This is a genomic window from Undibacterium sp. MH2W, from assembly GCF_049340215.1.
Classification (GTDB): Bacteria; Pseudomonadota; Gammaproteobacteria; order Burkholderiales; family Burkholderiaceae_D; genus Undibacterium.
This window is the reverse complement of the sequence record NZ_JBMPPA010000002.1, coordinates 570,746-583,465: the sequence shown is the minus strand read 5'-3', so window position 1 is coordinate 583,465 and position 12,720 is coordinate 570,746. Positions and strand designations below refer to the sequence as shown.

Genomic DNA, 12,720 nt, shown 5'->3' with positions numbered 1-12,720 from the left:
CGGTATGTCAGCGTGAGCTGGCATACCCCATCGCCCCAACTACTGAAAACATCATCATGTCTGAACCACTCTATTTTCAAAAACATGTGTTTTTTTGCATGAATCAACGCGAGGACGGTCGTCCTTGCTGCTCTGATCGGGGAGCGCAAGCAGCCCAAGAGCATGCCAAGCGTCGGGTGAAGCAACTAGATATGAATGGACATGGCAAAATTCGCATCAATAAAGCGGGTTGCCTTGACCGTTGCGAAGAGGGTCCGGTATTAGTCGTCTATCCACAAGGGACGTGGTACACCTTCGTGGATCAATCCGATATCGATGAAATTATTGATGTTGACCTGATTGGCGGCGGTATCGTTGAACGTTTGAAATTACCCAATTCATGAATGCCCATACTGAACATTTCCTGATCGACGGTGCAGTCGGTCCTCTGCAATGCGCGCTTGACTTGCCTGATCCTGACACCCTCGCAACACCGATTGGCTTGGCACTCGTTGCCCACCCTCACCCACTCTATGGTGGCACGATGGACAACAAAGTCGCCCAAACACTGGCGCGGACTTTTACTGGGCTCGGCTATGCCACCGTGAGGATGAATTTTCGCGGTGTGGGTCAATCGGCTGGCGTCCACGATGCCGGCGTCGGTGAGACGGATGACATGGCGTTGCTCTTAGCGCACATGCGTCAGCGGTTTCCTGGTCTGCCTGTCGCTCTGGCAGGCTTTTCCTTCGGCACGTTTGTGCAATCCTGTCTGCAACAGCGTCTGATCGCCAATAATGAAGCGGCTGACCGTCTGGTACTGGTCGGTGCTGCAGCCGGTAAATGGGCGATGCCTGATATTCCCGCTAATACGATTTTGATCCATGGTGAGCTCGATGACACGATTCCGTTATCGGCTGTGCTTGACTGGCTACGACCACAGGATATTCCCGTCACCGTCATCCCTGGCGCGGATCATTTTTTCCATCGGCGTCTCCATCACATCAAGCAATTAGTGACTAGTTTGTGGGATAAAACATAAGGCGCTGTCACCGCCTGCGCCATCAGATCCGCTCTGGCGCTACCGATTTCCGTTTTTATTTTTATAAGTTGCATCAATGAAAAAATTTCTCGCTACCGTTGCCGCCTCCTTGCTGACGATGTCAGCTGCGATGGCCCAATCTCTCCCTACACCAACGATTGCCGCACGTTCATGGTTACTTTTGGATGTCACCAGCAGCCAAGTCATTGCTGCGCAAGAGCCTGACATGCGCATCGAGCCAGCATCGCTGACAAAAATCATGACTGCGTATTTGGTATTTACTGCGCTCAATGAGAAAAAACTCGACTTGAACCAAAGTGTGAATGTCTCACCCCACGCCTGGAAGGTCGATTCCAGCAGTTCAAAAATGTTCATTGAGCCCAATAAACCAGTGACAATCAATGAATTATTGTATGGATTGATCGTCGATTCCGGAAACGATGCCGCCGTCGCACTGGCTGAGGCTGTCGCAGGAAGCGAGGAAGCCTTTGTCGTCCAAATGAACCGTCAAGCGGAACGAATTGGCATGAAGTCAACGCACTATGCCAACCCACATGGTTTGCCTAGCCCTGAGAACTATTCCACCGCCCGTGATTTATCCGTGTTAGCAGCACGCCTGATTAACGATTTCCCGGCTTTTTACAAAACGTACTACAGCACCAAAAGCTATACGTACAACAAGATCACACAGCCTAACCGCAACCGTCTGCTGTGGCTGGACCCAACCGTCGATGGTATGAAAACTGGTCATACCGAATCCGCAAAATACTGCTTAATTTCTTCTGCTAACCGTCCAAACGGCAGCGGACAGCGTCGTCTGATCTCCGTGATTACCGGTGCTGACAGCGACCAAATCCGCGCACAAGAGAGCCTGAAATTATTGAACTGGGGCTACCTCAATTTTGACACGGTCAAACTGTATGCCAAAGGTCAGACACTCGACACCCCGCCAGTCTGGAAAGGCTCGCAAGCACAAGTCAAAATTGGTTTTGATCATGATCTGTATGTCACATTACCAAAAGGCTCTGCTGCGCGACTCAAACCAGCCTTGGAACGCAAAGATCCTCTGATCGCCCCTATCGCTTTAAACAGCAAAGTGGGTACCGTCAAAATGATGCTTGACGGCAAGCCTGTTGCCGAGTTCCCAGTAACGGCAATGGAACAAGTCGACCAAGCGAGTATTTTTGGACGTGCTTGGGATTCGATCCGTTTAATGCTTAAATAACAAGCAGAACCGTGTGCAGCATTGCGACTGCACACAACACATTACGCCCCGGTAAGCATCGTCCTGCCGGGGCGTTGTTCTATATTGAAGCATATTGATGGCAGCTTTCTGTGCGATCTGCATGCTTTATTTGCATAATACGTCAGCGCATTCTGTGCAAAAATGATTTCATCTTTCAACTGACGGAAAAATCATCATGTCTGATCCTCTGGTCTATCTTAACGGTTCCCTGACGCCACTCTCTGAAGCAAAAATCCCCGTACTTGATCGTGGGTTTATCTTTGGCGACGGTATTTATGAAGTCATCCCTGTCTATCAGCGAAAAATGTTCCGCTCGGACCAACATCTCGCGCGTCTTTTTCGCAGCCTGACGGCGATAGGTATAACAAATCCGCATAGCAAAGAAGAATGGCTCTCGCTGATTGATCAAGTGATGACAGCCCATGAAGCGGATGATCAGATGGTCTATATCCAAGTAACCCGCGGCGTAGCGAAGCGGGCGCACGCGTTTCCGAAAGAGGCAACACCGACTGTGTTCATCATGACCAACCCCATCGTCTTACCGTCCGCGACGGCACGCGAACAGGGTGTTGCTTGTGTGTCAATGGAAGACAAGCGTTGGTTGCGTTGTGAAATCAAATCGATCTCGCTGCTAGGTAACGTGCTGGCGGCGGAAAACGCTGCGGAGCATGGCGTGACTGAAAGTATCCAGTTTCGCGATGGCTACCTGACAGAGGCCTCGTCGTCGAATGTTTGGATTGTCAAAAATGGCGTGATGGCCGGTCCGCCAAAAGATAATCTGATTCTCGAGGGAATCCGTTACGGGCTCATTCAAGAATTATGTGCCGCCCAGAACATACCCCTTGAGGCACGTCGCATCACGAAAGAAGAAGTGTTTGCTGCAGACGAAGTCATGCTCTCTTCGGCAACAAAAGAAATTCTTGCTGTTGTTCGTATTGACGAGCAGACTATTGGAAAAGGCAAACCTGGCCCCATTTACCAACAATTGTTTCAAGCTTATCAGCAAGCCAAAGCGACATAAGCCATCCTGCCATCCGGTTTCATTTCTTGAACTGGTGCTGCGGAATGACGCAAACCAACGCAGACACAATGACGGACGCGGCGCTAACAAGGCGCCTCTGTCCGTCAAGCAGTGAGCAACAGCGAGTCTGTGCAACGACATATAGAAAAGGAACCACGATGGAAATGAAACCCATTCCCCCAGAAGAAAGTCTGATTGTTTATCCCAGCGAATTTCCCATCAAAATCATGGGCGCGATGCACGATGCGTTTGCACAAACGATCGTGGAAGTGGTAACCACTTATGATCCAACATTTCACGCAGGCAAGCTGGAAATGCGCCCTTCAAGTAAAGGGACTTATCTCGCCTTGACTGTCACGGTGTGGGCAACAAGTCGTGAACAACTCGACAACTTGTATCGTGAGTTATCTGCACATCCGATGGTGAAAGTTGTTTTATAAGCCATAGACTGAGAGATCAAACTCAAGGATCAAGTTCAGGGATCAAGCTCAGGTAACAAACCTAAAGCAACGAACACCCAGTAACAAAACCACGTCACAAACTCAACAAAGCCTGCTGTGGGTTTCCTCGCATTTTGCTCTCGGAACCCACGACAGCCTTTCGATCAAACATCATCAGCCCAAGCCTTACTCGCTCTGATCGCACGCTGCCAGCCGCGCATACGATGGTGCACATCCTCTTGAGGCATCTGCGGTGTGAAACGGTGATTTAATTTCCATTGTTGCTGCAATTCTTCAAGATCTTTCCAATACCCCACTGCGAGGCCGGCGAGATACGCAGCCCCTAGTGCCGTGGTCTCAGTCACTTGCGGACGAACGACATCCACGCCAAGAAGATCAGATTGAAATTGCATGAGGAGGTTGTTTGCAACCGCTCCGCCATCAACGCGCAGTTCAGTAATCGGCCCGGACAGATCTGCCTCCATCGCCCTTAATACGTCCACTGACTGATAGGCAATACTATCGAGTGCGGCTCGGGCGATATGCGCTGAGGTCGTCCCTCTCGTCACACCGAATAAGCTTCCACGCGCTCGGGGATTCCAATGCGGCGCTCCCAAGCCAGCAAAAGCGGGAACCAAGTAGACGCCATCGCTATGCGGAACACTCTGCGCTAGTGCTTCAATATCGGATGCCTGACGAATGATACCGAGGCCATCACGCAACCATTGCACAACGGCACCGCCAATAAAAATACTGCCTTCAAGCGCATAGTGCACTTCTTGACTGATTTTCCAAGCAATGGTCGTCACAAGATTATTTTTTGATTCGATCGGTGTATTCCCCGTTTGCATAACCAGAAAACAACCCGTGCCGTAGGTATTTTTGACCATCCCAGGGTGCGTACACATTTGTCCGAATAACGCAGCATGTTGATCGCCAGCGATTCCCGCAATCGGGATTTCAGAGGCGAATAAGGAGGTGTTTGTTTTTCCATAGATTTCAGAACACGAACGCACCTCGGGTAACATACTGCGCGGAATATCAAACAGCGCCAGCAACTCTTCATCCCATTGCAAGGTATGAATATTGAATAGCATCGTGCGGGATGCGTTGGTCACATCAGTGACATGCAGTTGTCGCTGAGAAAAATTCCAGACAAGCCAAGCATCAACCGTACCGAACGCGAGTTGTCCTTGCAATGCAAGTTCGCGCGCACCTTCAACGTGATCGAGAATCCACCGGATTTTGGTCGCTGAAAAATAAGCATCAATCGGTAAGCCAGTCTTCGCACGGACAGACGCCTCTTTCCCCTGCTGTTTCAATTCATCGCAAAATTCTGCGGTACGACGGTCTTGCCAGACAATCGCATTGTAGAGTGGGCGTCCAGTATGGCGATCCCACACAATCGTCGTTTCTCGCTGATTAGTGATACCAATAGCGGCGATGGATCCACCGGTGAGGCCTGCATGTGCCACTGCCTCCGCAGCGACACCTGCCTGTGTTGACCAGATTTCCTGCGGGTCGTGTTCCACCCACCCAGGTTGCGGATAGATTTGCTGAAACTCTTTTTGCGCAACCGATACGACGTTACCGTCATGATCGAACAGCACCGCGCGTGAACTGGTGGTGCCTTGATCTAACGCCAAAATATATTGCCCACTCATCGTTGTCTTCTCCATCAAAGTGCGTCGTTATTATTTTTATTGGTTGTATTGTTGTCGTTGTTGTTGTTGTCGTTGTTGTCGTTGTTGTCGTTGTTGTCGTTCATATTGCCGATATGGCGGCGTTCACGGTTCAACGCATGGAAGCGCTCTTTTTAAACACAGACGGTAATCATGAATGCAGAGCGAGCAAACGGTCAATGGCTGACTGCAGTGCTGCTTTCTGCTCATGGGTGGCATGTAATCCTAACTTCGTTCTGCGCCACAGGATATCTTCCGTTGTCATTGCCCATTCGTGCTTGACCAAATATCGCGCCTCCGCCTCATGTAAACCCGGCGTCAGTTCTTCCCCTAGATCTGCCATATTGTGACAATTTGCCAGCAAGGTTGTGACGCGCGTTCCGTAACTACGCGCATATCGACGTGCCAGTGGGGCAGGAAGCCAAGAAAACTGTGCTTGAAAGCGTTGCAAAAAGCCATTGAAATCAGCTTGAGGAATGTCTCCGCCTGGTAAGGACGCAGTCGCTGTCCAAGGTCCTTTCATGATACCTAAAGGCTGTGCCAGCATGTCGACGGCTTCTTGCGCGAGACAACGGAAAGTCGTGATTTTCCCTCCAAAGACAGATAGCAATGCTGCCTGATCGCCATGGGTATCAAGCTCAAGGTGATAGTCCCGCGTGACGGCAGACGGGTTATCTGCCTCTTCTTGCTCCAGCAAAGGACGCACACCAGAATACGTCCAAACGACGTCCTCCGCTCCAATATGCTGTTTGAAATAGCGATTAGCTGATTCACACAAATAAGTAACTTCGTCCGACGAAATCGTCACTGCGCCTGGATCACCCCGATACTCCAGATCCGTCGTGCCGATTAAGGTGAATTCCTGTTCGTAAGGAATCGCGAAGATGATTCGCTTATCGGGGTTCTGGAAAATGTAGGCGTGATCGTGCGCAAACATTTTCTTCACAATAATGTGACTTCCCTTAACCAGCCGCACATCGTTTCTTGCGGTCTGATGTAATTGCTGATGGAGTAAGTCGGTCGCCCATGGACCAGCGGCATTGACGATAGCGCGCGCGGAGACCTGAATCTCTGTCTGTTGATCTTTGATCAGTGTCGCTTGCCAGACACCTGCCTCTCGGTGTGCCGAATGAAGTTTGGTGCGCGTTAAAATTCGTGCACCTCGTTCTTGCGCATCCATCGCGTTCAGAACAACAAGCCGAGCATCATCTACCCATGCATCCGAGTACACAAAGCCCTGTTGTAAACGATCATGTAGTGGTTCGCCGAAGGGGCTGGCCCTTAAATTCAGGCCACGAGAACCGGGTAAAAGCTCACGTTGACTGAGATGATCATACAAGAAGAGACCGAGACGGATCATCCACGCCGGACGCAAATGGGGCACATGCGGCATCACAAAACGTAACGGCCAGATAATGTGCGGCGCAGCGCGGAGCAGTACCTCACGCTCCTTCAGTGCTTTACGTACGAGTCCGAACTCGTAGTATTCCAGATAGCGTAATCCCCCATGAATAAGCTTGGTACTTGCCGAGGAAGTATGACCAGCAAGATCATTCTTTTCACACAGCAAGACACGCAATCCACGGCCGGCGGCATCGCGCGCGATGCCAGCACCGTTAATACCACCGCCCACCACCAGCAAATCGTAATGCAGATCGTCCGTCATGACACCAAACCACCATTTCCATTAAGAAAAATCATTAAGAAGAGGGAAATAAGATTGAAACCCAGAACGACTACGAAGATGAACGCCATTCTACGCTCATGAATCCACGCCATTCGTTCGCTGATCGTCAGCATTCATTGCGTCTTATCAATGCCCATATCGATAACTAATTCGATAGCGAATTCGACAGCGCATCCGATTGTTCATCAAACGTGCAACCGCGTTAATTGCGATTCATGATCTCATTTCATGTTTTAAAACGATCATAAATCATCAAACGAATATTTTCAAGTTCGCTTTCGAACATTGAGTGCAATTGCTTCAGCAAATATACCAATGCCTCCACCCCTCGCCGCTTCACGTCCTATTGCGCCTCAAACATCAGGCACGATGACAACGGGATGACAACAGGATGAAAAGGATCCGATTTATACGTGCGTGAACACGTTTCAATTTGAATATTCATCCGATCATCATGTATATTCCAGCCTTGCATTCCATTACTTTTTTTGTCGCGCTAGGAACTTTGCCCATGTCTATTCCGCCATCCACGCCATATGACCAGTCATTCACTCCATCGTTGAATCTGCGTCAGCAAGAATTACTGGCCGGCGTACAGCGAGATGGCTTTGCATCGGTTGAACAACTGGCAGCGCAATACCGCGTCACGCAGCAAACAATCCGCCGCGATATTAATTTGTTGGCGGATATGAACTTGCTGCGCCGCTTTCATGGTGGTGCGGGCTTGTTGTCGAGTGCGGAGAATATGGCGTACAAAGCACGCCAGACCTTGCTTCCAGAAGAAAAGCGCCGTATCGCAGCGCTGGTGGCAAAGCATATCCCCGATCACGCAACGCTCTTTATTAATCTCGGTACAACGACGGAAGAGATTGCGCGTGCATTGTCTAATCATCGCCACTTACGCGTCATTACGAATAACATGAACGTCGCCAGTATCATGTGCAACTATCAAGATATCGAGGTCATTGTGACGGGTGGTGTTGTTCGCCCGAAAGATGGCGGGTTGACGGGGGAAGCTGCGGTGGATGTCATCAAACAGTTCCAAGTCGATTTCGGCATCATCGGCATTTCTGGGATCGAAATGGATGGCACTCTACGCGAATTTGATTATCGCGAAGTACGCGTCTCGGACGCCATCATTCAGCATTCAAGAACCGTCTTTTTAGCGGCAGATCATTCGAAGTTTGACCGCCCTGCGCTCGTCAAATTGGGTCATATGTCTCAAATCGATACCTTATTTACAGACCAGCCCCTGCCCGAAGCGATGCAAGCAACCTTGGAAAAAATCAAAACGCGGGTCATGATTGCGTAAGCAGTAAGTCATCGACAATCAACGTTTTGCCATCGCCACTTCGTTCAAGAGCCATTCACGAAACGCTCTCACTTGTGGCTTCTGCAATGCTTGCTCTTGGTAGACCAAGTGATAAGAAACAGGACTCGGAATATCAATATCAAACAAGCGAACGAGCTGGCCGCTTTCGATATCGGATTGCACAATCGCATGACGTCCAAGCGCAATCCCTTGTCCATCCACCGCAGCACGAGCGAGAATCGACGCATCCTGATAGACCAAGCCATTAGTCGGCTCTTCGTTATCCAAGCCAGCCGCGCGGAACCAAGGCTCCCACGGTTCTTCCTCGCAACGCAGTAAATGAGATGCGGCCAGTTCTGCCGGGCTTTGCGGCAATTGCCCGCCATGGTAGCGAGGACTAACGACAGGGTAATACGTATCACCCATCAAAAATTCGGACACCAAACCAGGATAGTTACCCAATCCAAAACGAATCCCAATATCAATCGAATCACGCGAGAAATCGGCAAGTTGATTACTCGACTGTAAACTGACCTCTAAGTCCGGATAATGCTCAATAAAGCGCCCCAGACGCGGCGATAACCATCGGGCAGCAAAAGACGGCAATGAAGTCACCCCAAGGCGCTTTTGTTGATTGCGTTTTTGCAACTGTTCCGTTGCTTCGACGAGATTCTGTAAGCAAAGACGTATCGCTGCGGCATAGCGCTCTCCTTCAGCATTCAACACGAGACGCTTGCCATGGCGCGCAAACAGCTCCACGTTAAGCTCTTCCTCCAGCGCCCTTACTTGATGACTGACAGCACCGTGCGTTAAATGGATCTCTTCGGCCGCTTTCGAAAAATTTTGGTGGCGGGCCGCTGCTTCAAAGGCGCGCAGTGCTGCTAAATTAGGCAATTTTCTGATATCCATTTTTCATATATCCGTCATTAACTCTATGCATAATAATGCTAATTTTATTAGCAAGCAAAGCCAAAATTTCTCGTTTTGTTTCTTTTTCACAAGCACCTACAATGTGAACATCGCAATGCAGCATTGGATTTTCCCCCTGGAGATCACGAATGTGTGATTTTTTGCTGCACATACAAGGAGCATGGAAATGACAAATAATTTCGCAAACCAATCGTACACAATCACTACTGGCAAAGCACTCTCAGGCGTTTCCCCAGTGGACCGTAAAATTCGCGTTGTATCCGGCCGTGTTTGGCTGACCATCGCTGGAGATGAATCTGATTTCTGGCTCAATGACGACGATACAGTTGTCATCCCAGCAAATCGCATGGTCGTCGTAGAGGCAGATCAGCAAACGAGTCTGATTGAACTTCAAACAGTGACTGCACCAGCAATGCGCAAACAAAACGACTTTGCATTGGGCGCTTACTTTCAAAAGCTCACCCACAAGCTGTCCCACGCTTTCGCTTAATACCATCAGGCAATCAGCAAGGTTGTTCAGATAACACGACGCCAACCAATGCCCATCTTTGATTGGCGTCGAATTTCAGCTGTTGCCACAAGATATCCCGCAGGAAAAACGACATCCGTAGGTCAGGAATGTTAAACTAGCGGTCTATGCAAACCAGCACTTCTTCCACTACACCCCTCGTCCTGCACCGTGGCCTTGAGCCTTACCAGCAGACATTCGATGCGATGCGCGCGTTTACCGATGCCCGCGATGCCAACACGCCTAACGAATTTTGGATCGTCGAACACCCGCCGGTATTTACACTGGGTCTCGGGGCGGATCAGTCGCATGTATTAGCGGCCCACGATATTCCTGTCGTGCAAACCGACCGTGGTGGAGAAGTCACGTACCATGGGCCAGGCCAGGTTGTTATTTATCTCATGATGGATTTACGCCGCAGCCATCCCAAAGCACGCTTGTTTGCCCGCGAATTCGTTCACCAGATTGAACAAGCCGTCATTAACACCCTGGCGGCGTATAATCTGGACGGTGAACGCAAAGAGGGCGCACCAGGCATCTATGTAAGTCACGGGCCATTTAAAGGCGCAAAAATCGCCGCACTGGGCCTGAAGGTGCGCGGCAACGGATGTACTTATCACGGGGTGTCGCTCAATGTCGATATGGACCTGGCGCCCTTCTCGTGGATTAATCCTTGCGGCTATGCAGGCCTTGCGACCGTAGATATGAAAACACTGGGCATCCAGGTGCCACTGGCTGACGTGCAACAGACCCTCGCACAACAATTGCAAGACTTACTGTCTGCAACCGATTGAATTTTTCTGAATTTTTCGATACCGCTCCGTACCATGACAACCGAAAATACTCCCGTCTCTCCCGCTGATACCAGCAACGCGGCCACAGCCGCTTACGATCCGACTGAAAAGCAAAAAGGCGCGAGTAAAACTGCGCGTATTCCAATTAAGATCGTGCCCATGGAGCGCTTACCGAAACCAGACTGGATTCGCGTCAAAGCAGGTTCCCCAACGACGCGCTTTTATGAAATCAAAGATATTCTGCGTGCAAACAATCTCGTGACGGTTTGCGAAGAAGCCTCTTGCCCGAATATCGGCGAATGCTTTGGCAAAGGTACCGCCACCTTCATGATCATGGGTGATAAGTGCACCCGTCGCTGCCCATTCTGCGACGTCGGTCATGGCCGCCCAGATCCACTCGATGTCAATGAACCAGCGAATCTGGCAAAAACGATTGCAGACCTCAAACTGAGTTACGTTGTGATTACGTCCGTTGATCGTGATGATCTGCGTGACGGCGGCGCAGCCCATTTTGCCGAATGCATCAGCAAAATCCGCGAATTGTCACCAAATACCCGCATCGAAATTCTGACGCCTGACTTCCGTGGTCGCATGGACCGTGCCTTAGAAATTCTGAACATGGCACCGCCCGATGTGATGAACCACAATTTGGAAACAGCACCGCGCTTGTACAAAGAAGCCCGTCCAGGTTCTGACTACGAATACTCGTTGAATCTGTTAAAACGCTTCAAAGAAATGCACCCGAACACACCAACCAAATCCGGCATCATGGTGGGACTCGGAGAAACAGACGAAGAAGTATTGCAAGTCATGCGCGACATGCGTGCCCACAACGTCGACATGCTGACCATCGGCCAGTATCTCGCACCAAGTGGCCACCACTTACCAGTACGTCGCTATGTCCATCCTGACGTTTTCAAAATGTACGAAGAAGAAGCCTACAAAATGGGCTTCGCCCACGCTGCCGTCGGCGCCATGGTTCGCTCTAGCTACCATGCTGATCAGCAAGCCCATGGGATTGGCGAGTAAATCAACGTCCTTTAACGTCACTAGCTCGGGAAATGCATGCTCCCGAGCTAGCTGGCCGACCACTTTATGCGCTTCGTTTGGGTGACATCAACGAGCGCTCAGTTTTCGTTCAAACATCAACACGATATAAACTGAAAACATTCATCATTTTCAAAACGAAGTTCTTTGTTTCAAAATGTCCACGCGAGCTGTTTGACAGTTGGACCAGCATCATTATCGACGTCGGATCGAAATGCTTTACCAGGCATTACACGAAAATCATCAGGAATCGATTCTACCCGATCAAATAAAGAAGGTTGAATACGGACTACTTTCGCGGCAAGCCTGAAACGTTTTAGTAAGGTCTCGTTGCTAACCAATAAATGGCGACAGATTTTCTGACGATCAAAATCAAAAACGTCGAAGATCTTGATATAGGCAGTCGCTTCCGAATAGCTGGCGTATAGCATTTGATTCAGTTCAAACCCCTCTTCTCGATCAATCAAAGAGACGAGTGGATCAGACGATTTTTCAGCCGGTAAGAGATTGACCCAATCGAGCTCAGTATCATTGTGAACGCTTTCTTGATCAATACGAACAGCCCTTCTTAAGCGCCAGTCGCCACGCCTGACATGTTTCACGAACAGAGAGCGCATCAGCAACTGTTCATCCTCGACATTCGAAAAATCAATCTGAAACCCACGCTGATCGCTGATCTCATTCGCAATGATCCAAGATTCACTTTGTAGATCTTCGACCGAATGTTCGTTTTTAGTCATGCGAGCAATACGCCGAAAGTTACTGAACATTTTCTTGAGAAAATTCTGAAACGGAAAAGGCATGACTTCGATCCAAGGTAGCTAAAAGGGAAAAAACGTCATGAAAAGAAATCGCTAACACTCAGCTTCGTCAAAGAACCATCTTTTCAACGTTTTGTATCTGGGTAATGAACGTATCACCCAGAACTCATGTTACAAAGATGCGTTACTTATTCTCGTTGTTTTAAATTAAATAGCGTTGATAGTTGTAACGATCCATTCACTTGCTCCTATTTCTCCATGGTCTTACATCGCT

The 12,720-nt window shown here is 49.5% G+C and carries 13 protein-coding genes; 9 read left to right on the top strand and 4 right to left on the bottom strand.

Features of this window, described 5'->3' with window-relative positions:
- Positions 1-56: 56 nt before the first annotated feature.
- The 5 genes from ACO0K2_RS06850 (at position 57) to ACO0K2_RS06830 (ending at position 3,725) form a co-directional block, all read left to right on the top strand.
- Entirely contained in the window at positions 57-383 is a 327-nt protein-coding gene (locus ACO0K2_RS06850; RefSeq protein WP_423017091.1) for a (2Fe-2S) ferredoxin domain-containing protein, read from the top strand.
- A complete protein-coding gene (locus tag ACO0K2_RS06845) occupies positions 380-1,018 on the top strand; it encodes an alpha/beta hydrolase (RefSeq protein ID WP_423017089.1) in 639 nt (212 codons plus the stop codon). The genes ACO0K2_RS06850 and ACO0K2_RS06845 overlap by 4 nt, the downstream gene beginning before the upstream one ends.
- Positions 1,019-1,094: 76 nt before the next feature.
- A complete protein-coding gene (locus ACO0K2_RS06840; RefSeq protein WP_423017087.1) occupies positions 1,095-2,243 on the top strand; it encodes a D-alanyl-D-alanine carboxypeptidase family protein in 1,149 nt (382 codons plus the stop codon).
- A gap of 196 nt (positions 2,244-2,439) precedes the next feature.
- Positions 2,440-3,285, top strand: a complete 846-nt coding sequence (locus tag ACO0K2_RS06835) for a D-amino acid aminotransferase (RefSeq protein WP_423017085.1) — start codon at positions 2,440-2,442, stop codon at positions 3,283-3,285.
- Positions 3,286-3,443: 158 nt separating this feature from the next.
- A complete protein-coding gene (locus tag ACO0K2_RS06830; protein WP_423017083.1) occupies positions 3,444-3,725 on the top strand; it encodes a DUF493 family protein in 282 nt (93 codons plus the stop codon).
- A 164-nt stretch (positions 3,726-3,889) separates the two neighbouring features.
- On the opposite strand, the gene glpK is transcribed toward ACO0K2_RS06830, so the two are convergent.
- Positions 3,890-5,389 (bottom strand): glycerol kinase GlpK, encoded by a 1,500-nt coding sequence (gene glpK, locus ACO0K2_RS06825; RefSeq protein WP_423017081.1) that lies wholly within the window; start codon positions 5,387-5,389, stop codon positions 3,890-3,892.
- A 169-nt stretch (positions 5,390-5,558) separates the two neighbouring features.
- Positions 5,559-7,073: a glycerol-3-phosphate dehydrogenase gene (glpD, locus tag ACO0K2_RS06820; protein ID WP_423017079.1), complete on the bottom strand. Its 1,515-nt coding sequence runs from the start codon at positions 7,071-7,073 to the stop codon at positions 5,559-5,561.
- A gap of 532 nt (positions 7,074-7,605) precedes the next feature.
- Between glpD and ACO0K2_RS06815 the strand changes: the two genes are divergently transcribed.
- Entirely contained in the window at positions 7,606-8,406 is an 801-nt protein-coding gene (locus tag ACO0K2_RS06815) for a DeoR/GlpR family DNA-binding transcription regulator (protein ID WP_423017077.1), read from the top strand.
- Positions 8,407-8,424: 18 nt separating this feature from the next.
- Here ACO0K2_RS06815 and gcvA read toward each other — a convergent pair whose 3' ends face one another.
- Entirely contained in the window at positions 8,425-9,315 is an 891-nt protein-coding gene (gcvA, locus tag ACO0K2_RS06810; RefSeq protein ID WP_423017076.1) for a transcriptional regulator GcvA, read from the bottom strand.
- A gap of 187 nt (positions 9,316-9,502) precedes the next feature.
- On the opposite strand from gcvA, the gene ACO0K2_RS06805 reads away from it, so the two are divergent.
- From ACO0K2_RS06805 to lipA, 3 genes are all read left to right on the top strand, one after another.
- A complete protein-coding gene (locus ACO0K2_RS06805) occupies positions 9,503-9,826 on the top strand; it encodes a DUF2917 domain-containing protein (protein WP_423017074.1) in 324 nt (107 codons plus the stop codon).
- 146 nt (positions 9,827-9,972) lie between these two features.
- A complete protein-coding gene (gene lipB, locus ACO0K2_RS06800) occupies positions 9,973-10,638 on the top strand; it encodes a lipoyl(octanoyl) transferase LipB (protein WP_423017072.1) in 666 nt (221 codons plus the stop codon).
- Between the two features lie 33 nt (positions 10,639-10,671).
- Positions 10,672-11,667: a lipoyl synthase gene (gene lipA / locus ACO0K2_RS06795; RefSeq protein ID WP_423017070.1), complete on the top strand. Its 996-nt coding sequence runs from the start codon at positions 10,672-10,674 to the stop codon at positions 11,665-11,667.
- Positions 11,668-11,837: 170 nt separating this feature from the next.
- Here lipA and ACO0K2_RS06790 read toward each other — a convergent pair whose 3' ends face one another.
- Positions 11,838-12,425: a hypothetical protein gene (locus tag ACO0K2_RS06790; RefSeq protein WP_423017068.1), complete on the bottom strand. Its 588-nt coding sequence runs from the start codon at positions 12,423-12,425 to the stop codon at positions 11,838-11,840.
- Positions 12,426-12,720: the final 295 nt, after the last annotated feature.

What these genes read in the sequence shown, in the direction of transcription:
- ACO0K2_RS06850 (WP_423017091.1), top strand. Translation starts at nt 57, where the DNA reads ATGTCTGAACCACTCTATTTTCAAAAACATGTGTTTTTTTGCATGAAT.
- ACO0K2_RS06845 (WP_423017089.1), top strand. Translation starts at nt 380, where the DNA reads ATGAATGCCCATACTGAACATTTCCTGATCGACGGTGCAGTCGGTCCT.
- ACO0K2_RS06840 (WP_423017087.1), top strand. Translation starts at nt 1,095, where the DNA reads ATGAAAAAATTTCTCGCTACCGTTGCCGCCTCCTTGCTGACGATGTCA.
- ACO0K2_RS06835 (WP_423017085.1), top strand. Translation starts at nt 2,440, where the DNA reads ATGTCTGATCCTCTGGTCTATCTTAACGGTTCCCTGACGCCACTCTCT.
- ACO0K2_RS06830 (WP_423017083.1), top strand. Translation starts at nt 3,444, where the DNA reads ATGGAAATGAAACCCATTCCCCCAGAAGAAAGTCTGATTGTTTATCCC.
- glpK (WP_423017081.1), bottom strand. Translation starts at nt 5,389, where the DNA reads ATGAGTGGGCAATATATTTTGGCGTTAGATCAAGGCACCACCAGTTCA.
- glpD (WP_423017079.1), bottom strand. Translation starts at nt 7,073, where the DNA reads ATGACGGACGATCTGCATTACGATTTGCTGGTGGTGGGCGGTGGTATT.
- ACO0K2_RS06815 (WP_423017077.1), top strand. Translation starts at nt 7,606, where the DNA reads ATGTCTATTCCGCCATCCACGCCATATGACCAGTCATTCACTCCATCG.
- gcvA (WP_423017076.1), bottom strand. Translation starts at nt 9,315, where the DNA reads ATGGATATCAGAAAATTGCCTAATTTAGCAGCACTGCGCGCCTTTGAA.
- ACO0K2_RS06805 (WP_423017074.1), top strand. Translation starts at nt 9,503, where the DNA reads ATGACAAATAATTTCGCAAACCAATCGTACACAATCACTACTGGCAAA.
- lipB (WP_423017072.1), top strand. Translation starts at nt 9,973, where the DNA reads ATGCAAACCAGCACTTCTTCCACTACACCCCTCGTCCTGCACCGTGGC.
- lipA (WP_423017070.1), top strand. Translation starts at nt 10,672, where the DNA reads ATGACAACCGAAAATACTCCCGTCTCTCCCGCTGATACCAGCAACGCG.
- ACO0K2_RS06790 (WP_423017068.1), bottom strand. Translation starts at nt 12,425, where the DNA reads ATGACTAAAAACGAACATTCGGTCGAAGATCTACAAAGTGAATCTTGG.